This is a genomic window from Caballeronia sordidicola, assembly GCF_002220365.1.
Taxonomy (GTDB): domain Bacteria; phylum Pseudomonadota; class Gammaproteobacteria; order Burkholderiales; family Burkholderiaceae; genus Caballeronia; species Caballeronia sordidicola_C.
Window position 1 is genome coordinate 23,071 of record NZ_MTHB01000276.1, and the last position, 18,550, is coordinate 41,620.

Sequence of the window (18,550 nt, forward strand, 5' to 3'; positions counted from 1 at the left end):
TGTTTTATTAGCCTTCAATGATTGGAAATCGACCCTGATAGACCGCACCGCCCGAGATGCGCATGAAGTACTGCAAATTCGGCAAGCTGTGGATCAGGCGCATGGGAATGAGCGGCGCTTTTTCCAGTTGTAGTGTCCGTGACTGAGAACCGCTGAATTCCATGGCATGCGACTCTGTGGTGGTGTTCGTACTGTTCGAGATGTTGACCACGCGAATCGCCGTCTCCCCGACTTTGTCCGAAAACCACTTTGCAGTGTCGCTGTCTTCCAATCGTAAGATGATCTGGTTGTTCAAGTTGCCCAAAACCTGCAACATTTTCGCGGCGTTTCCAAGCTTTGCCTCCAGGTCCGCGCGTGCCTGAAAAGCGACGAACGCTTTGAACCCGGCGCCACGCCCCTTGTTCAGAATCTGAATCACCTGTTCGTTGATGGCTTCGGCGATCTCATCGATGATGAGCACGACATCAGGTTTCTCGGCGTAGAAGTTATAAATGGACCCACACACCGCAGCCACGTCCGAGAGCGCCATTGAGGCGATCGCCTTTTGCACGATGTTGTTCGACAGGGAGTCCAGGCCCATGTACAAAACCGCTTTCTGCTTGATGATTTTGTCGATGTCCCAAATCTCGCGTTCATCCTCGAAATCGTCAGCTTTGGGCGCGAGCATCAGGCCGGTTTCGCCGGTTGCCAGCATCTGGAGAAGCGGCAGTGCTGAGGCGATGATGCGCATGTAATGCTCGCGGTCGTGCGTGTGCGTTGCGATCAACCCGTCGATGGTTTCGTGGCCGCGATCCTCAGCGGCGAAACGGTCAATATAAAGTTTGGCCATTCCGTCAACAAGCGAAACATCGTTCTTGGCCTTCGATTGTGCAATCGTGGCGCTGACCACATCCTGCTCCCAGTTGGCGAGTCCGTTCTCAACGAAAAAGCGGCGCAAGCATCGATCCAAAAGCGTCCCGATTCCCGACTGTGCGTATTTAAGGATCGACCGCAGATTCGGCTTGTCGCCCACATACAACTCGCCTTTAACCGCGCGGTCGATAAACAAGAACGCGAAATCGCGGAATCGTCCCTCTTCCATGAGCTGCGCGATGCGAGACGGAATTTCTGAGGGTTGCGACCAGTTTTCAAGCGGGTTGAGGCGGATCGACTCGGCTGGTTTCGCCTGATTGAAGTAGAGAAACTTCCGGCCGGTGCGTTTGCATTCCTTCTCCACGCGCTTTTTCCAATCATCGTCGTTCTTCGGGTCGACGATGATCAGCACGTCTTTCGGATTGTGGATGACCTGCGTGGAAATGACCTCATAGGTGCGCGTCTTGCCTGAACCCGTCGTGCCGCCGACCAGCGTATGTCCGCCCATCGCTTTGTAATGGAACGGCACGCGGACCTTCTTGGGCTCCATGCCGTGAATCCAGGACGAGCCTTGCGGCATCCGGTCGCGCACGCTGTCAGCCGGAGCGAACAACGACTCGATGCGCGCTTCAACTGCTCGGCCCATCTCGGTTTTGTTGAGCCAACGCGGCAGCGACGGAATGTCGGTGGTCGGCATGCGCAAGATATCGTGAGCAATCTGCGTATGCTTTTGGGTCCATTCGAACCCGGTACCCAAGTACATCGAGTCCTCACGCTCCCGCATATTTGCTTGGGTCGCAAGGAGTTTCGATATATGAATTTTGCTCAGCCATTTCGTTGAAATCGCCATCCGAAAACTGAGCGCCCGCCAGACCTGGATACAACGAATTGCAAGCAAGAATGTGCCGAACAGCGCGAACGCCCAGCTATAGGGCATGCCAGACACGAGAATCCCGACGATTGCGACCGACCAGACGACTACGGGCCGCACTTCGTAAATTGGCCTGAAATGGTTGATGTAATTCATGCGGCTGGCCGCTCCATGATAAGACGACCTGCGCGCTCCACCATGCAGATCTCTGTGCCTTGGACGCGCAGCAGGAGGCTGCGCTTGCGCAGTTGTTCAACCAGCGTTTCGCTGGTCATCCCATACGCGCCGATCAGACGTTTCTGAACGGTTAGACCCTTGTCTTCCCACGTCACCTTTGCCTTGCCAGCTGCTACGTCGTCAGCAAGGGCGCGGAAAAACTCGCGCATCATGGCGGCTCCGGGCCCAAGAACGTCGTTCAACTCTTGGTCGGAGATCCCAGTGCGGACGGCTTTCGGTGCCGCGCCAACCTTTGACGGGTCGACTGGTGCAGGCTTGCTCGCTTCAGCACTGGCGTCGATCGGAGTGGTAACCGGAGCCGAAGCCGAAGCCGAAGCCGCACTCTGCGCCTCGCTGCGCTCTAACGCATCGAGCAGAGACTGCGAAAGCTGAGGGCCCGTTGGAGAACCCTCACGGGTTGGCGTTGCGGTCGGTGCAACCGGTGCCGGAACTGGTATGTGTGCGACTGAGGACGGCGCTGGCATCTCCGAACCGGCGCTCGCGGTACCGGTCGACAACGGTGCGCTCGAAGGTGAAATCGGAGCAGACGTCGCCGGCACGACAAGCGTGGCCTGCGGCTGCAGTTCAAGTGCCACATGGACGGCGGACGGAACGTCGAACTTCACCGGAGCGAAAACTCCACGCTGCGCTTTACGTTCGAAGTCCACGGCGACGTCCAGCGCCTGACGTATAACCTTATGCACTAAAGCCTCAAACCCTTGCGGCGCTTTTTCCGGATTGATCGCGCCAAACAGATCCGCCAGCACAGCAGTATCCAAACCAGCCAGCAATTCAGGGGTGACAACCATCTGAGCGAACATCGCCGTTCGCATGCGCTCGCTCTTAAGAGGCGTCACCCGCCGCGCTATCGAATAGCTCCCGCGGCCAATCCACTCCCCAAAGGCACCGTGTGCGGCAGGGCTCCACTGCATGCGGTCTGAATTGCGCGTAAATTCAAAATGGCGACAAGGCTCATCCAGGGACGAACATGCCGCGGCGAGAAACACCGCATAGTTGTATTGCGGCTCGAGTCGCCTACGCTTTTCCGACGTTAGATCCGCGGCAAACTTTTGGCCACCCGCGAGGCGCATTGCATAGAACGTTGACTCAACAGTCGCGCGAAACGCCCCCCCGGGCTCACTGTGCAGCTCGGGAGTCAGTGGCATGGACGAGAACCAAGCGGCGCAACGTCGCAAGACCGCAAGCCACTTGCGATCAAACTCGGACTGCACACTCTCGTTAGCGCATTGCCGAACGAGCTCGATACGCTTGTCATGGGTTGCAAGCAGCTTCTCGGCAGTGATTGGGTGATGATCGCTCGACATTAAAGGAATCCGGTAGCTGCTTTGGACAGCGTCTTCACGCCACTGGTACCCGACGCACTCGCTCCGCCGCCAAAGATTCCAGCGAGTTTGGGGATTTCCAACGAGAGCAGCAAAACGAACACGGCGAGATCGAACACATACGCGGCGTTCATCGTCGTGTGCCCGCCCACAGTCGTCGCGGTCTTTAACGCGGATGTTATCGACGTACCGACAAGCCCCATCAGAATTTGGACGACCACGACATACATGCCTGCGCTGACCATCCAGTCGAGCCATTTCTGGAAATAGTTGCGCGTATAGGATGAAAATCCGAGCGCCAACGCGATGGGACCCAGGACAATGCCAATCGCGGACTGGATCTGACCGATGGCTGTGTAGTAGGCGAAAAATACCGAAGCAATCGCCATCACAACGAATGCGAGCAGGAGCACTGCCGCGTCGGCGATAAAGCTCGGAAGGTTGGTGAGCGCGCCATACACCGTGAAGTTCTGGCGCAATGCATCGACGATCGTTCCTGCGAGCGTCGCCATTTGCGACGCAACGTCACTGGACGCCCCATTGTTGATTGCCGATCCCAAGGCTACGAACCAATTCCAAAATCCCGGTGCAGCGGTGGTGTACCCGAGATAGAGGGCGACAAAAATCCCCAAAATAGTGATCTCCTCGAATACGGCGATCCAGGCGGAGACCGGATGGTGAGTTCCAGCGAACCGTACCCCGGCGAGAACGATCGTGATAACTCCAAGCCCCCATGCAAATTTGTTGGCCTCGGGCATCACCTTCTGACTCAACGTCACCGCGTTCGGAATCAAGCTATTTAAAAGTGACGCAATCTGTCCGACCGCATCATTGGATCCCTTTCCAAACTCGCCGGGGGTGCCTGCCGGGACTGCCGGGGTCGTAGCGGCCGCAGCACCCGTCGCGGCCGGCGCGTCGGCGGCCGTTACCAACTGTGCATTCGCGGTTTGCAGACCGTACGAGGCCCCGAGAAAGATGCCCACGCACACGATGGCAAGGCGCAAGGTCCGAAACGATCGCACCATGTTATTGCCCCAGCGTCGTTGAGGATGAAATCTTGCTTTGATACGCTGCGCGTTCTTGCGCCTGGAGCGTCTGCAGCGACGATTGCGCGGCATTGCTCGCTTGCGCGCTTGCCACCTGAGCTTGCTTGTCGACCGCATCGCTCTGTTGCTTGGCAGCCATCATCGTCAGCATGTCGCCGTTCTGGCTCGACACAATATCCAGCATGTGCGTGGTGAGCTGCGCGGTCGCCTCTTGTGTCGGTGACATACTCAGTTGATTCTGAATCTCCTGACGACGCTGGGCGAGCGTGCTGACATGCGAAACGACGTCATTGCCTTGCTGAAAAAGCTGTTGGGCTGTCGTATTGTTGTTTTGCAGGAGCGTGTTTTGATCCGTGAGCCATTGTTGAGGCGTCTTGCCTGATTGCGTGATGAGCGACTGCACCTTCGTGAGGTACTGCGCATTGCTCTGCAAGCCGCCATAGAGGGACGTCAAGCCGTTTGTGTACTTGGTCAGGCTGCTGATGTCGTTCGAAATCGTCTGCGCCTGGGAGAGCATCGCGGCAGGATTCAGATTGGTCGCCTGCTTTAGCTGGTTGAGCATCATCTGATATTGATAGATCAGATTCGTGTTCTGATAGACCTCAGACTTGACCGCCTCGGCGGCCGTGACCGTGTTTTTTGCAAAGTTCGTCGGGTCGAACACGATGTCCCATGCGTGCGCAACGCCCAAAGGTAGAAACGTCATCACACACAGCGCTGCAATCCGACCGACCGTTTTCTTCAACATGATTTAAGTCATCCTTTCGTTGAGTGTTTCTAAGCGTTGGCGAGCACGTCGCGCACGTACGCGTCCTGCCAGTTGTCCACGCCCGACCTCACATGCTTGTCCAGAATGGCCTGCGCGCGACCGTCGGAGCGAAGGTAGGCCAACGCTTCTTTGGAGAACGAGGCCTGCAGCATCCGCGTCTGGTTCGCCGTGACCCACAGGTAATCCCGGTTGGGAACCGCGTTCGCGATCATGTGGATCTGGTGATCCGTCAAGCCGAAGACGTCGCGGTACAAGCCTTTGTTATTGAGCGCGTCGCTGTTGGGCAGGTAGATCAGGTTCGGGATGTTTTCTTTCAGAATCTCAAAGTTGGCGACCCGCGCCAGTTGGCCGAGGGACTGCGTCGCCATGAGTAGCGCCGCGTTCAGCTTACGGATCGTGACGGCCCAGATTTCCAGTCGCGCGTAGAACTTTGGATAGGTAAAGAAAAACCCCGCCTCTTCGATTTCGATGACGGTGTAGCGCTTGCCGTCGAGAATCTGGGCGATTCGGTAAAACGCGTAATCCATGAAGAGCGCGGCCGCAACGGGGTAGTTCTGGAACAGGTCCCCCATCTCGATAGACAAGTCGTCCGACAGGGCAAAGCCATCTTCGACGTGATCGAAGAACCGGCCGTTCTTCTGGCCTTCCGTCCAGACCTGAAGGCGTTCGCGCAATTCAGCGGGCAGGAGTGTGATGAGCCCCGAGAGACGCCACTTGTCGGGCGAGTACGCTTCGGCCAGCGTCTTGATGCGCTCGAAGATCTCCGTTTCCTGCGTTGGCGTGCACGTAAAATCCTCGCCTTCGATGACGAGCTTCACCCACTCAGCCACGTACGGCCAATGCTTCTCTTCGCCAAGAAGAGAGAGTGGATTGACAGACGTTGCGGCCTCGAAACGGCCCGTCGCATCAATGAATCGACCGCCGCCAAGCAGCGTCGGGATGCGGGTCGATCGGTCCTTGTCAAACCGAATCCGGCGCGCGTTATGCCGTCCGGTCTGCGACATCAGGTAGTTGAGAATGACGGACTTACCCGCCCCGATCGGACCAACAACAAGCCCGTGCGCCGTGCCGCCCGGGTGATGCAGATCAACATGCTGCAACGTGCGGTGGCGGGTGGGCAAGCACGTTAGCGGGCCGGTCTTTGTACCCGATTGCTGCGTCAACCATTCGTTGACTGTGGAGCCTTCACCGACGCTCGTGAGAGGCGCGATATCGGAGACTGCCGGCGTTTCGACGAACTGCAGACGCTTCTGCTGGTCCCACCGGCCAGGTAAGGTCGCGCTCCACGCGGCGAACAAATTGGTTCGCTCCTGGATGACGCCGAATCCCGCGTTGCCTATCACTCCCACGACTTGGCGCGTCGCGTCTTCGCATTCCTCGAGCGTGCTGCCGTATACCACCACCGATATATTGGCGAACCCATACTGCTGGCCTTCAGCGTCGAGTTTGGCGAGCGCTGCGCCCGCCTCCTTCGCGAGGATTTCGCGGCCTTCGTCGTTTTTCTGCTCTTCCTTCGTGGCCCACTGCTTCAAAATCGCAATTGGGTTAAAGGCTGCAACCTTATAGAAACCCCGAATTTTCTTGATGTAGGCGCTTGCTCGGGACGTATCCAGAAACCGGAACATCACGCAGACGTCCAGCTCTGCGTCGACTTGCGCCAACACGTCGAGCGCCGCCTCCTGGAACCCCATCCATTCCTTCACGCCAATGATGCGTGCATATATTTTGCCGTGCGCCGACTCGAACATGAGTTCGGACGCACCGATCGTGATTTCGGTTTCAGTGAGGTGCGTATCGAGCATCGTGACCGGATATCGCACGCGCCGCTTCGGGGTGCTTGGATTGGCTCGCTGGTGCAGGAACGACAGGGCGTTTTGCAGCTGCAGGCGCCGCATCTTGAGCCGCGTGACGCCGCCTGCGAAACCGTCGATCACGGCTTCAAAGCGTTTGATTTCGTTTTGGATCTTCGTCAGGTCGAAAACGAAGGCGCTTCGCGCGAGCACCAGGTCTTTCGCAGCTTCGAACATCGCGACCGCCAGATTCTTGCCGCCTACCGTCAAGTGGTAGCCGATTTTGTCGAAGATCCGCGATATGCCAGTCTCGGGGGTGAACGCGAGCGCGAGTGAATGCGAATTGCGGAAGTACTTGCCGCTGCCAATGTTCTCTCGATTGATGGCGTCGAGCCGGGCGTCCGCTTTCGATGCAAATTCGCCTGACATCTCCCCCTTCACGCGGCGATGCGACATCCGCCACCAAGCCGTGATCCGGTGATCGAAGTTGCGGCATGCATGGTCGAGGTTTTCACGCGCGGCAGTGATATCACCGGGGTTCGGGGTGTCAGCGTCGATGCCGTCGAATTCGAACACCGTGAGGAGCGACCCGTCCTTGTCCAGAATGACCTCGGGCGTAATCATCGTCATCCACGGCGCAATTTCTTGTACCGAGCGCTTGGTGAACATGGATTTCAGCATGAGAGGTCCTGATCGAAACCGTAAGGCCGTTTAAAGCGCGCGCTGAATTTGGCGTTAGGTCCCGGCTCATACACGTCCGGGTAGCGGTTGTAGACCAGCATCACAATTCGCCACCATGGATCGGTCGAACTTTTCCAACGCAAGAAGATATGAACGAGAAAGCCAACGACGAGGAACGACGGGCTCCAGCTTGTGTAGCAAAGGAGCGCTGTCAATGTGCCGTTGAAGATGGCAAGGCCGCGATCCGCCCCGCCCATCTGACGCGGCAGCGACAGCCCCCGACTGACCTTGTGCTGGCGCATATCAGCAGGTTTGCGCCAAGCCGAAGTGATCCTTCATGATTGGCACGGCAACCGATGCAATACCGAGCCCAACCAGAACCACCGAAAACGTCTTCGCAATATTGCTCTCGGAATTCGCGACTGCTACACCGCCAATCGTGATCAGCACAATGCCGATTCCGTACAGGTATGGTCCGCTAATCAAGTTGCTGATCGTGCAGATAATGTCCGTCAAACCTGTAAGGTCCGTGATGCTGCCCGCTGCCATCGCCGCAACTGAGAATGCACTGAGGATCGCGCCGACAAGCATGGGCTTACCCGGCTTCAGGTTCTTTGCGATTGCTGATGCCGTTTTCATCCACTTCCTATGCTTCATTTGATGCTCCCGATTAAAAAACACGTTTAAGGTCATAGTCGTTATTACGAAAACCCCGAATTTCAAGGATTTCAGATACGTGGCGCATCTCACCCGTGCGTTTGAAATGCACCACGTAGTTGAAGCAATCGGCGATGTTCTTGCGCATGTCTTCCAATTCCCAGCGTGAACCAGGCGGAATGCCGAGCATGGCAAGGCTCTCGAGACGGCTAAGCGCCGTGCGAGCGTTGTTTGAGTGAATCGATGCGAGGCCACCATCGTGGCCGGTGTTCAGTGCCTGAAGCAGGTCGTACGCTTCGCCGCCGCGCACCTCGCCGACGATGATGCGATCGGGCCTGAAGCGAAGGCAAAGCGCGACGAGCAACTGAGTGGTGACGTTGGTATCGGCGTTCGACAGCAAGCGGACGCGGTTGGGCACGCGCACCTGTAACTCCTGCGTGTCTTCGATGGTGATCACGCGTTGATCCGGTGGAATGGTCTCGATCATCGCGTTCAAAAACGTCGTTTTACCCGCCGACGTGCCGCCGGCGACCAGCACGTTTTTGCGGGATTGGACCAGCGAGACGAGCGCACGCATCAGCGCCTCATTCTCGATGCCCTCCTCAAACGCGACGGCCTCGGCGATCTCCGGGCGAGCGTTAGCGGCTGCGAATGCGCCCATCGCGACGTAGTCCGAGAGCGAGAGCTTCGATTGCCGGTGTTTGCGGATACTCAACGCGTGGCCATCGATTGCCGTGGGACTCATCACCGCCGCGATCCGGAGGTTTTTATGACCAGCGTTGATGATCCCTTTGTCGCTGCCGGCGCGCGCGGACTTCGCGACCGACGAGGCAAGGGAGTGAATTGCGGCTTCCAGATGCGCGGGGCGCAGATCGACGTTCACTCTGGACATGACCCCGCGATGCTCGACCCAGACATTGCCGAAATCGTTGATCATGATTTCCGCGAGATCAGGCGCGTCAAGTTGCTCCTTCAGCGGCGAAAGAGCTTCAAAAAACATCTTTACTGCTTCCGTTTCGAGCGGACGAAGTTTCAGTAAAGCGTTGTCGGCAAAGTCGGACATGCGTGCCTAAGAGGGCGATCTAACATGCGACTATTGTTGGCGCGAGGGCACGGCCGAAACGATTCAAAAGGGATGCAAAATGAGGCTGCTTTCGGGGATTGGCCCCGTCCCGTTTACAGTGAACCGAAGATTAGGTAGCGGGCGACAAACGGTATCCCGCAAAACGGTCAGATTTGACGGGCCCATCGATTGGGCTTTATCACGATAAGCTCCACTCCCGAGAAAGACCCCGAAAATCGCATAGCTTTCCGGGCGTATAGGGATGTTTTATCAACTAGATCACCAGGACTTAGCTCGTCCGGGTAGATGTAATTTCATCTTGTGAAATCGGACCCGTAAACGACAAAACCCGGCAAGAGGCCGGGTTTTGTGTCTTAACGATGTGCCCCGCACCTTGCGGGGTCTAACAAATTACCTCCATGGTTTCTCCAAAAGGCGCTTTCTTCGCGCGCGTTAGCGGCGTAGTCGACGCCCACAGCACGGGGAAATACGGAACAGAAGCCGGAAATCGCCCGTGCATGTCTGTCAGATAGACTAGAAACGCCGGGTTGATTCCCTCTGCCAGTATTTTTTCGAACGGCGCGACGAACGCCGTTCCGCCTCCACCACGCACAGGCAAAATTTCCGGCGAGTCACCTCGTTCAAAAATCTGCACCTGAGTGACGCGCGTGTCGCAGTCCATCACGATCAAGCGCGCCGGTTGAAGCGAATAGAACGTCGACAGGATCTCCGCATTGAACTGTGCCTGCGTCTCGGCGGTTACCGAGCCACTGGAGTCCCGCACGAACACCGCGTCTGCGATCGCCGGCATATGCAACGAGGGCAGGTAAAACCCCAGATGCAGATAACGACGATTGGGCATGGAGAAGCTGTAGTCGCTCGGGCTTGCCTGCTGGGCAAACCGTTGCAGCACCGCCCGCCAATCGACCACCGGCCGGACAGCCTCGCCCACCATTGCCTGAAGCGACCCAGGAAGCTTGCCGTGCATCTGCGCCGCTTTCGCAGCCTGAATGACGGCGACTTTCCATTCCGCTTCTTTCGTTGGCTTGTCTTCGCCTTGATATGGACGAACCTCACCGCACGGATTGGGCACCGGAGTCGACTGTTCGGCCGGGCCTGATGATTGACCCTGACCGTCGTTCTGATCAGGCTCACCCGGTTGCTTATCGGGTCCCCGAGCGGGTTGCTTCCCCGGCTGCATCTCTGGTTGCTTTCCAGGTCTCTTCGCCTTTTGTCGCGCCTCTTCGGTCAGCCGCCCGTAAATCTCTTCGGCCGACTTTCCTGTAAAGCGAACATCCAACAAAGCGCCCTTGGGTAGGAGCAAACCAGCATCGAGCACCAGCGGGTTGACCGCGTAGTCACACGCCTCATTCCAGCGCTTTGGATCCCGCGCGCCCATCCGCCAGCAGTGGCCATTGGCCACGTGGAGAACATCGTGCGCGATCACCCCCCTCACTTCGAGGTCGTTAAGGCTGGCTAGGTACTCCGGGTTGTAGCCCAGAGATTCCCCATCCACCCACAACGTCTCGCAGGAAGGATCCTCGACAACTTTCAGGCGAAGCGCCAGTGCTCCGAAAAACGGTTGCGAGAGCACCAACGCCGTGCGTTGCTTCGAAATGCGAGGATCGATACTCATGCCCAATCCCACGTGACATTGACGAATTTAAAGTACTCATCAATCGACTGCTCGACAGTCACGAAGAACGGACCGGGCCAGCTTCTGATCCATTCCGGCGCGCTGGGCAACGACGCGAGATCGTCGGAGGAGTCGTCGTAGTCCCTTATTTTGCGCGCGGCAACCTCCCCTAATTCACGCAGGAAGTCCGTAACGTCGAACGAACCCTCACCAAGCGGCTCAACATCGACCCGCTTGCGCTCGACCCACGTCTGCGGATGAAACGTTGCGATGATGCGTTGCATGGCGTTTCTCCTTTTAGGCCACGAGGCGCAGTTGCATGGCCGATGAGTCCTCGACCTCCGGAATCGGCGACGACGGCGACATGCCCATGAAAGCGGCCATCAACCCTTCGATCTCGTGTGCCTTGGTGGCCACCTGAGAACGCAAGACCGACGATTCCTTGAGATCCGCTCCCGTGTGCACAGCTAGATGCGTCTTGGCCTGCTCGAGGATGTGCGTGAGCTTCGGATCGTTCGAGAAATTGAGCTTGGGCAAGAGAGCGCACAACTCGCGAACGTTGTTGGCCACGTCCAGCCGTACATTGCCGCTTGCGTACAGCCGCGAGGCCATCTGCGAGACCGCCTCGTACAAACGGCCAACCAGATCATCATTCGCGCTCGAGATCGAGGCGAGAACGTGCTGATCCAGTTCGGTTTTAAGCGTAGTCAAAACGTCGTCGGGTAACTCAACACCAAACTGGCTGGCATCGGGAAACGGCAGAACGGCCATCTTGACGCCGAACTTCGTGGACAGTTCAGCAAGGGTCGGATAATCCGCCTCATTGAAAAGTCCATTCAGTTCGATTCGCGCGCGCTCTTTCAGGTCCAGGTAGTCGGTCTGGAAAACGGATACCGCCAAGTCGAATTCGTCTTTCAACGAACGCATTTTCTCGGCGAACTCCATATAGACCATCGTCGGCAAAAGCCGGACGCCCAACTGGTCGTATTTCAACGTGTGATCGTAGAAATACGATCTGATGCGGCTTGCCAGCGTCAGGACTTCGGCGAAGCTCGGCGCGTACTCCGGCAACAAGCGCTTGTTAAATCGGCCAATGCCCTTGGCCTGATGCGACTTCTCGACTTCCTCTGTGACCTTGCCGTCGTAGCGACGGGCGACCCAAGTGGAAATCGTAACCGAGCACAGCATGACTTTCGATTGGATAGACGAGTTCATGGAAAACTCCAGAAAGATGGATTGAAAAAGAGAGAAAGGGATTGGATGAAGCGGGAAACGGACAACGAAAAATGAGGCGGGCGCGCCATTGCGACGCGCCGTGCCTCATGGGAAAGGGTTGAAACCGGAAGAAGGCCTATTCGCCTCGGATGATTTTCCCGAGCGGACCGCCCTGCGCGTTGATGAACGCGTAGGAATTGGCAATCGTCGGCGTACGGCGTAAAGCGTCACGAACCAGAAGCGCCGCAAACTCGCTCAAGTCCCCGGCGATCATGCGATCCACATAGACCATCAGTCGATCGAAGTTCGCCTCCGTTGCGTGCGCGGCGAGCGACGCGCTGATTGCATATAGCGCCGCCAGATTCTCCGGAATAGCCACCGTGTCCGGATTCAATAGAATCGCGTCAGGGGACGGTAACTCGCGGAAAATTTGCAGGAAACTGACCAACTCGGTCCCTGCCCCGTCGCCGACCGACCCTGCGAACGATATGTGTTCGAGGGATTTCGGCACCACGTCCATCGTCTTCGCGACGAAGCCCCAACTGCGAGGGCTCGGCGTGTTCTCGATGTCCCGGGTGGTTTTCTGAACCGACAGCAGATCGGGACGGAACCGTAGAAATGCGATGAGCGCCGGCGGGATGCCCGCCTTAACCGCCCACGTTGTCCAATCAGCAATCGTCGGCGTGAGCTCGACGACCGTCGCAAACCGGGATATCACCGGATCAAGAATCCCGGTCACACCCGCGTTGTCGGTACGGCGATTGGTCGCCGCCAGGAAGGTGACGTTGGACGGCAAGACGTGCTCACCGATGCGTCGGGCGAGCAGAAGCTGCATCTTGGCCGCCTGAACCGCTGGGGAGGCTTGCCCGAGATCATCGAGGAACCAGATGAGCGGCCGTCTTGCGGACAAAGCGCGCTCCAGGTCGCCGAACGGCAGAAACTTGGCCGTCAGCCCGTCCGGAGACGGAGACGGAAACGGCAAGCCTTTTGAATCAGTCGGATCTTCAACAACCGGATGGCTGATGAGCAGTTCGTGGTCAGTGGCTTGCGCGACCTGTTCGACGATGTCGCTTTTGCCGATACCAGGGCGTCCAGTGATCAACACCGGAAGGCGCTTCGGTACATACAGTGAGAGCAGCTCGAACAGTTGCGAGGACGTGACTTGCATGATGGGTTTCCTGAAAAGAAAAACCCCACAAAGCCAACGCCCAAAGGGACATGGTCCCTGTGGGGTAGATGAAACCGGCCAACGGGTTAGCGTGGCTCGGAAGGTCGATGCGTCGAGGACGCGGTTGATGGATGAAGTTTATGCACGCTGCGCGACGCAAACCATGCGAAACGTCGTCTTTTCATACCGGCTTTCGACGACGCCGATATCGAAGGGCAGAAAAAAACCCGACGCTAAGCGCCGGGTTTGGGGTCAAGAGGATTGCGTCGCTTGTTCGGCCCGTTGGCCTTGCTGCGAAAGAAGATACTGCGCATACGCGAGCGTGCCGTCATTCACGCGAAGCGTCCTTGATTCGACGCTGTCATCATTCCCTGCAACGAGGCTATAGCGCTGACTTGCTCCATATCGATAGCTCGCGATCTTGCTAAATCCGCTCGCGATCGATTGCTCGACATGTTGTACGCCCGTAATCACCATATTGCCGTAACGGTATCGCGCAGACTCGGCCCGCGCTTTCGCACGTTCGGTGTCACGGGTAACCGTTTCGGCCTCGCGACTTGCGGCCGCACGTTGCTCCCATTCCAGTTGCTGAACATCGTCCAAACCTGCGAGGGCGAAAATCGCTCGCCGGCGCGCCTTGGCTGATACCCCCGTGAGTTTCACTCCATAAAACTCGCGGACTGCCTTTTTCGTCCACCGGTTCGCATCGTCAGGACGATCCAGGACATCAACCAACAGGTGCATATCAGCATTCTTTATGGCGAGCGCCATGCGATTGGCGAACTCGAACGTCGTGCGGCCGTGATCCAGCGCCGCAAGATGTCGATGTAGGTCGTACTCACGCTGGCTGATCTCGCGCGCTGCACGCCTCTCGTCCAAGCGTTCCAGCGTCGAAGCTTTCCGCTCGTCGGCCATGACACGCCGCAGAACCGTCGCAAACGGCGACACAGGTGCGCCAATATCGACGGCTTCGAAGTAGGTCTCCGGTAGCGCACGCGCTTCCAGCAGGCCGTGACGACAGAACAGATCGTCGACCTCCACATAGGTCGGCTCGTTAGGCAGCAACCTCGCGACCATCGCCAGTACTGCCGCATTTGCTGACGATATCGACTGCCGGGAATGCGTCATCACGCTGATGAGCACTCTAAGCTTTGAGACCGGCATGACGCCGCGCAATTCCGGCACGGTAACCAGTGATCTCGCCCACCGAATGTCATTGCCAAACGGCTCCGCGAGCGCGGCATAGTCTGCAAGCACCGCCTCTGGAATCGGAGCGCCAGCAGCGAGCGCATAGGCGAGATGCACCTCGTGCCGCCCGTTGAGCTGCCCCGATCCATGTGACACGGCAGGTCCACCAGCGCCGAATCCAAAACGGGCACGCGCTTCTGACTCGCAGAGCTGGAACAGGCTGGCCGACCCGTTGTTGGCAAATGAAATGACCTGATCGGAGGTGAACAGGTACAACGGGCGTGTCGACAACTCGAATGCAAAGAACAGCAATTGCCAGTGCGCGCGACGAATCTGCCACGGATCAAGCCGCTTGCCGTGCGGCCGAAAATATGCGCCATCGATCTCGTCAAGCATGGCCAGGAACAGATCGGGCATCGAGCCGGACATGCGCACCGTAAGTTTGCCGTCGAATTTCGTGACGCACATCGGATGGCCGGCATGACTCAGACTGACGTCGGCCGATTCGATGGACCGGAAGTGAGCGTTGTTCTGAAAGAGCTCGAGGACCTCGAGCAACGTTGCAACGGAGCGGGAAAAATTGACGGTCGAAAGGTGGAACATGATTGCCTCACAAAAAAAGCGGGCAATCGTCCCTGGTCGGGTCGATGCCCGTCAGGGTGAAGCGCCAGATGGCGCGAAGAAAAATGAAGCTGCGAAAGGATTTAAGCGACGTCGAGCTTATGCGCGATGAGGCGCGCTAACTCCCATGCCTGATTGCGATTGAAAACCTTCGCGCGAAGCAGCGGCATCACTGCATAGCGGCGTTCAAGATCATCGGATGCGGGCCGCGTAATCCAATCCACATGGACAATCCAGCCCTCCGAATTGCCGATACATACCGAAACCGAGACTCGGTCGAACACAACACGTGACGGCCACATCCGGCTGCGACGCGCACCGTATGCTTGTTCGTCGGCGTGATCGCGGGTGTTAGCCAGCGTGAGCCATTCCGGCTCCATCTCGCTGCGGTAAAGAAATGCCCACAGTGATCCGTAGACTTCACCCACCGTCTTCCCGTCTGTGTCGATTCTTGCCTTTGGATCCGTTGCGAGCGCTTCAGCGCTGGCCGCAACCGCCCGCGCGGCAAGATCTTTTTGCGCAAGAACGATCTGTCCAATTTGCATCATGATTTGCTCCTTAAACGAAAAAACGCGCCGAAGCGCGCCAGTTGCGTTCTACCCGCCGGTAAGCGAGCAGACGAAAAAAAAGCTGCACCCGGTTAGGGTGCAGCCTGGTTCTGTTGCACGGCTTACGCCACGCTATCTGTCTAAATCAATGCCAATCGCGTTCGCGATCGCGCTTCTGACCTTTGAGGCCCGTCCACATGAAAAATCCTGCGATGGACACGCCCAGTACAAAAGTGAAAATAGTCGCACCCACGTTAATCTCCTTTCATGAGTTGAAAGCCTACGTACCACAATATTACTCCAAGACACGCGAGCGAGGCCGTGTTCACCACAGTCGGGATATCCCAATTTCCAGAGGCATGTGCGTACCCTACCGCGCCCACTATCGAGCCCGCGCAAAACGTGTGAAGCAACCGCCCGTTCTGCTGACGCTGATCCTTCGTTGGAAACAAAATGGAATTAAATACCCGCCTAATACCGGGCGGACCATTTTTGGGCAGCGTGACGTCGTAGCTCCCGGCCGCTCCAGCGTGAACAGCCAAAACATGACCCCGGTACTCAAGGCTGACTTCTGGCGAGCACTCGGACTTGCCCACCGCGGCCATGACTTCGGTGAGTCGGGGCGGCAGATGGAGTTCACCGGTTGAGACGTTCAGCGTGACCCGGTCGGTCAGCGTCAGTCCGCAGGTGTATTCGACCTTCACCGTCGCGAGCTTCATTTACGGGCTCCCGACGAGGTGTTGATCCCGCCAGCCAGGCGCAGGCCGTCCAGGAACGCCCGATATCCGGCTCTGGTTTCGAGCTGCTCGAGTGAGACGTAGTTATCTCCTCCGCCCGTCAGGTCCTTTCGGTCCCGGCGAGTGCGGAAGGAAAATGCAACTCCCTGCTTGCATGGCTTGTCGAGCACATCGAGGAAGAGCGTCTCGGTGCGAAGCGACACGCGAGCGGACCGGGTGCAGCGGCCAGGCTGGACGACTATTTCATGGCTGCGCAACCGCAGGTCGTGCGCGACTCGCCGCAAGACTCGCGCGGCATGCCGTTGAAGTGAAGCGGTCGTGCCTGCGCTTGCCGACGTGCGGTCCGAGTAAAACAGCCGGGGAAATTTCATGTGCTACCTCATTAAAAAAAGCGAGGCAGCTCCCTTGCGGAGTGCCCCGCAAGGGAAAAAGGAAAGCGGCGTCAATAAGACACTCCCGCTTATTTCGCTACTTCCAAAACAAACCCTATTCGTACAACTTGAGACATTTGCTATTCGTGACGCCCGCAGGGGCAGCACCACGGGTCAATTCCAGTAAGAGAGCAACTGCCATCGTTTGCGCGCTCTCGCAGTGCCTCCATGCGATCTTGAGGCGTGTAATACCCCCGTTGCGTCGCAAGCTCTAAAGCGATTTCGCGATAGGGCGACTCCAAATCGCGAAGGAAATTGTCAACGCATTCCGAAAACCGATCTGCAAAGAGTTCATACACTTGTCCACACCCCCTACTTGCGGTGGAGACCATCTGGTCGAGTTCTACGGAAATCCCGTCTCGTGTTCGAAGCGCCGCCCTCGTGCCCGCACTCGCTGCCGCACGGTCGGCGTATACCAATCGTGGGAATTCCATGTGCTACCTCACTAAAAAAGAGCGAGGCAGGTCCCTTGCGGGAGAACTGCCCCGCAAGGGAAAGGATTGAAGCGGCGTCAGGAGACGCCGCTGTGAACTAAGCTACTTGGGTAAAACGCTCTTCATACAACTTCAACTCGGGACGCAAGCGCGCATACCGCGCCTCTGCATCCATGTCACTAGAGAGACGGCCAACCTCCGCGAAATAGCGAACGCGTGCGCCGTCAGGCTCAAACGCCGGATCAAGCATGATCGCCCGGAATTCCGTCACATTTGCAGCCTGTGCGGCAACCTCAATCGGACGCATCTTGTACAAATTCTCGCCGTTCACATCGTTGGTCCTTGCGTTCCAACCGGTTGTGCAGCCGTGTCCAGCAAGTTCGTAGGTGTTCATTTATGAGATTTCCTAAGACTGAGATTGAAGTGAAAAGAAAAGCGCCCGATCAGTGCGTGATCCGATACCCGGAACCGCTGTTGACCAGATACACATGCTCGCCAGGGACGAACTGCTGGTCGTCAACCTGACTCACGACAACCGTTTGGCCATTGCCGCGAAGCAGAAACACTTCGAGACCGCTGTGGTGCGACATCATCGAACTCACGCGCTGGGCAATAACACCCGTGGCCGAACCCGACAGTGCACCCGAGATGTAGCGGCCACGCCCGTTCCCGATGACCTGGGAGCCAAGGAACGCACCTGCGACCGAACTCACGATTGAAGACAAACCCGACGAGTCGGAATTACTTTCGATAGTGATGGGCCGCACGCGGATGACCGTCGCCTGTTCCATCTGGCCAATGCGCTGTACGTCGTAGCGCTGGTACGTATTCGGCGAGCCAAAATCCGCAGATGCGCAACCGGTGAGGATGGAGATCACGAAAAGGGAAAGCAGAGCTTTGAACATGAAGGCCTCAACGAGAATCGAGGCATTCCATCCCTGAGGGCTTGGTTTGCCCCGTTGGGAAGAAAACGAACAACGATAAATGGAGGTTCGAACCGGACTAGCTGATGGATGCGATACCGGCCGAGAGGAGCACAATGCTCCCTATAAAAAACAACATCTTCCACGCTTCGGAGTCCTGTCTGGCGTACCAGCGAAGGCTGTCAAGAGCATGTTTTGCGGTTGAGATCATAGGATGTGAACGGCGGTCAGAATCCGACACCAGATGGCGGCGTCGATCAGAAATGCGAAACGATTCCTGTTCTGCAGAGCTGTTCGGTGCTTGTTGTCGACGGCATCGATGGGCGGTATCGGGTGCGTCGAAAGGAGCCCGAAGGGCGAG

General features: G+C 57.4%; 18 protein-coding genes. All 18 read right to left on the reverse strand.

The window, feature by feature from the left end; genetic code table 11:
- Nucleotides 1-7 precede the first annotated feature (7 nt).
- Nucleotides 8-1,879: a conjugative transfer system coupling protein TraD gene (gene traD, locus BSU04_RS39970; protein WP_089165725.1), complete on the reverse strand. Its 1,872-nt coding sequence runs from the start codon at nucleotides 1,877-1,879 to the stop codon at nucleotides 8-10.
- Nucleotides 1,876-3,264 (reverse strand): TraI domain-containing protein, encoded by a 1,389-nt coding sequence (locus tag BSU04_RS39975; RefSeq protein WP_089165726.1) that lies wholly within the window; start codon nucleotides 3,262-3,264, stop codon nucleotides 1,876-1,878. The genes traD and BSU04_RS39975 overlap by 4 nt, the downstream gene beginning before the upstream one ends.
- Nucleotides 3,264-4,307, reverse strand: a complete 1,044-nt coding sequence (locus BSU04_RS39980; protein WP_089165727.1) for a type IV secretion system protein — start codon at nucleotides 4,305-4,307, stop codon at nucleotides 3,264-3,266. The genes BSU04_RS39975 and BSU04_RS39980 overlap by 1 nt, the downstream gene beginning before the upstream one ends.
- Nucleotide 4,308: 1 nt before the next feature.
- Nucleotides 4,309-5,076, reverse strand: coding sequence for a type VI secretion protein (locus BSU04_RS39985; protein ID WP_089165728.1), 768 nt, complete (start codon nucleotides 5,074-5,076; stop codon nucleotides 4,309-4,311).
- Nucleotides 5,077-5,105: 29 nt separating this feature from the next.
- Nucleotides 5,106-7,568, reverse strand: a complete 2,463-nt coding sequence (locus BSU04_RS39990) for a VirB4 family type IV secretion system protein (protein ID WP_089165729.1) — start codon at nucleotides 7,566-7,568, stop codon at nucleotides 5,106-5,108.
- Nucleotides 7,562-7,825: a conjugal transfer protein gene (locus tag BSU04_RS39995; protein WP_089165743.1), complete on the reverse strand. Its 264-nt coding sequence runs from the start codon at nucleotides 7,823-7,825 to the stop codon at nucleotides 7,562-7,564. The genes BSU04_RS39990 and BSU04_RS39995 overlap by 7 nt, the downstream gene beginning before the upstream one ends.
- A 46-nt stretch (nucleotides 7,826-7,871) precedes the next feature.
- Nucleotides 7,872-8,207, reverse strand: a complete 336-nt coding sequence (locus BSU04_RS40000; protein WP_256983824.1) for a conjugal transfer protein TrbC — start codon at nucleotides 8,205-8,207, stop codon at nucleotides 7,872-7,874.
- A gap of 31 nt (nucleotides 8,208-8,238) precedes the next feature.
- Nucleotides 8,239-9,288 (reverse strand): CpaF family protein, encoded by a 1,050-nt coding sequence (locus BSU04_RS40005; protein ID WP_089165731.1) that lies wholly within the window; start codon nucleotides 9,286-9,288, stop codon nucleotides 8,239-8,241.
- Between the two features lie 403 nt (nucleotides 9,289-9,691).
- Nucleotides 9,692-10,918 carry a vWA domain-containing protein gene (locus BSU04_RS40010; RefSeq protein WP_089165744.1) on the reverse strand — a complete coding sequence of 409 codons (1,227 nt, stop codon included), beginning with the start codon at nucleotides 10,916-10,918 and terminating at the stop codon, nucleotides 9,692-9,694.
- A 2-nt stretch (nucleotides 10,919-10,920) separates the two neighbouring features.
- On the reverse strand, nucleotides 10,921-11,208 hold the full coding sequence (locus BSU04_RS40015) for a hypothetical protein (RefSeq protein ID WP_089165732.1): 288 nt from the start codon (nucleotides 11,206-11,208) through the stop codon (nucleotides 10,921-10,923).
- Between the two features lie 13 nt (nucleotides 11,209-11,221).
- The gene (locus tag BSU04_RS40020; protein ID WP_089165733.1) at nucleotides 11,222-12,139 is read right to left on the reverse strand and encodes a hypothetical protein; all 918 of its coding nucleotides are present in this window, start codon (nucleotides 12,137-12,139) and stop codon (nucleotides 11,222-11,224) included.
- Nucleotides 12,140-12,275: 136 nt separating this feature from the next.
- Nucleotides 12,276-13,307 (reverse strand): ATP-binding protein, encoded by a 1,032-nt coding sequence (locus tag BSU04_RS40025; protein ID WP_089165734.1) that lies wholly within the window; start codon nucleotides 13,305-13,307, stop codon nucleotides 12,276-12,278.
- A 252-nt stretch (nucleotides 13,308-13,559) separates the two neighbouring features.
- Nucleotides 13,560-15,098, reverse strand: coding sequence for a hypothetical protein (locus BSU04_RS40030; protein ID WP_089165735.1), 1,539 nt, complete (start codon nucleotides 15,096-15,098; stop codon nucleotides 13,560-13,562).
- A 101-nt stretch (nucleotides 15,099-15,199) separates the two neighbouring features.
- Complete coding sequence (locus BSU04_RS40035) at nucleotides 15,200-15,664, reverse strand: hypothetical protein (protein ID WP_089165736.1); 465 nt, start codon at nucleotides 15,662-15,664, stop codon at nucleotides 15,200-15,202.
- 254 nt (nucleotides 15,665-15,918) lie between these two features.
- Nucleotides 15,919-16,383 (reverse strand): hypothetical protein, encoded by a 465-nt coding sequence (locus BSU04_RS40040; protein ID WP_089165737.1) that lies wholly within the window; start codon nucleotides 16,381-16,383, stop codon nucleotides 15,919-15,921.
- Complete coding sequence (locus tag BSU04_RS40045; RefSeq protein WP_089165738.1) at nucleotides 16,380-16,772, reverse strand: hypothetical protein; 393 nt, start codon at nucleotides 16,770-16,772, stop codon at nucleotides 16,380-16,382. The genes BSU04_RS40040 and BSU04_RS40045 overlap by 4 nt, the downstream gene beginning before the upstream one ends.
- 591 nt (nucleotides 16,773-17,363) lie before the next feature.
- Nucleotides 17,364-17,660: a hypothetical protein gene (locus BSU04_RS40050; RefSeq protein ID WP_089165739.1), complete on the reverse strand. Its 297-nt coding sequence runs from the start codon at nucleotides 17,658-17,660 to the stop codon at nucleotides 17,364-17,366.
- Nucleotides 17,661-17,709: 49 nt separating this feature from the next.
- On the reverse strand, nucleotides 17,710-18,171 hold the full coding sequence (locus BSU04_RS40055) for a hypothetical protein (protein ID WP_089165740.1): 462 nt from the start codon (nucleotides 18,169-18,171) through the stop codon (nucleotides 17,710-17,712).
- Nucleotides 18,172-18,550 lie beyond the last annotated feature (379 nt).

Bases quoted from the DNA above. Each gene is read 5' to 3' on its own strand.
- traD (WP_089165725.1), bottom strand. From the start codon at position 1,879: ATGAATTACATCAACCATTTCAGGCCAATTTACGAAGTGCGGCCCGTA.
- BSU04_RS39975 (WP_089165726.1), bottom strand. From the start codon at position 3,264: ATGTCGAGCGATCATCACCCAATCACTGCCGAGAAGCTGCTTGCAACC.
- BSU04_RS39980 (WP_089165727.1), bottom strand. From the start codon at position 4,307: ATGGTGCGATCGTTTCGGACCTTGCGCCTTGCCATCGTGTGCGTGGGC.
- BSU04_RS39985 (WP_089165728.1), bottom strand. From the start codon at position 5,076: ATGTTGAAGAAAACGGTCGGTCGGATTGCAGCGCTGTGTGTGATGACG.
- BSU04_RS39990 (WP_089165729.1), bottom strand. From the start codon at position 7,568: ATGCTGAAATCCATGTTCACCAAGCGCTCGGTACAAGAAATTGCGCCG.
- BSU04_RS39995 (WP_089165743.1), bottom strand. From the start codon at position 7,825: ATGGGCGGGGCGGATCGCGGCCTTGCCATCTTCAACGGCACATTGACA.
- BSU04_RS40000 (WP_256983824.1), bottom strand. From the start codon at position 8,207: ATGAAAACGGCATCAGCAATCGCAAAGAACCTGAAGCCGGGTAAGCCC.
- BSU04_RS40005 (WP_089165731.1), bottom strand. From the start codon at position 9,288: ATGTCCGACTTTGCCGACAACGCTTTACTGAAACTTCGTCCGCTCGAA.
- BSU04_RS40015 (WP_089165732.1), bottom strand. From the start codon at position 11,208: ATGCAACGCATCATCGCAACGTTTCATCCGCAGACGTGGGTCGAGCGC.
- BSU04_RS40020 (WP_089165733.1), bottom strand. From the start codon at position 12,139: ATGAACTCGTCTATCCAATCGAAAGTCATGCTGTGCTCGGTTACGATT.
- BSU04_RS40025 (WP_089165734.1), bottom strand. From the start codon at position 13,307: ATGCAAGTCACGTCCTCGCAACTGTTCGAGCTGCTCTCACTGTATGTA.
- BSU04_RS40030 (WP_089165735.1), bottom strand. From the start codon at position 15,098: ATGTTCCACCTTTCGACCGTCAATTTTTCCCGCTCCGTTGCAACGTTG.
- BSU04_RS40035 (WP_089165736.1), bottom strand. From the start codon at position 15,664: ATGATGCAAATTGGACAGATCGTTCTTGCGCAAAAAGATCTTGCCGCG.
- BSU04_RS40040 (WP_089165737.1), bottom strand. From the start codon at position 16,383: ATGAAGCTCGCGACGGTGAAGGTCGAATACACCTGCGGACTGACGCTG.
- BSU04_RS40045 (WP_089165738.1), bottom strand. From the start codon at position 16,772: ATGAAATTTCCCCGGCTGTTTTACTCGGACCGCACGTCGGCAAGCGCA.
- BSU04_RS40050 (WP_089165739.1), bottom strand. From the start codon at position 17,660: ATGAACACCTACGAACTTGCTGGACACGGCTGCACAACCGGTTGGAAC.
- BSU04_RS40055 (WP_089165740.1), bottom strand. From the start codon at position 18,171: ATGTTCAAAGCTCTGCTTTCCCTTTTCGTGATCTCCATCCTCACCGGT.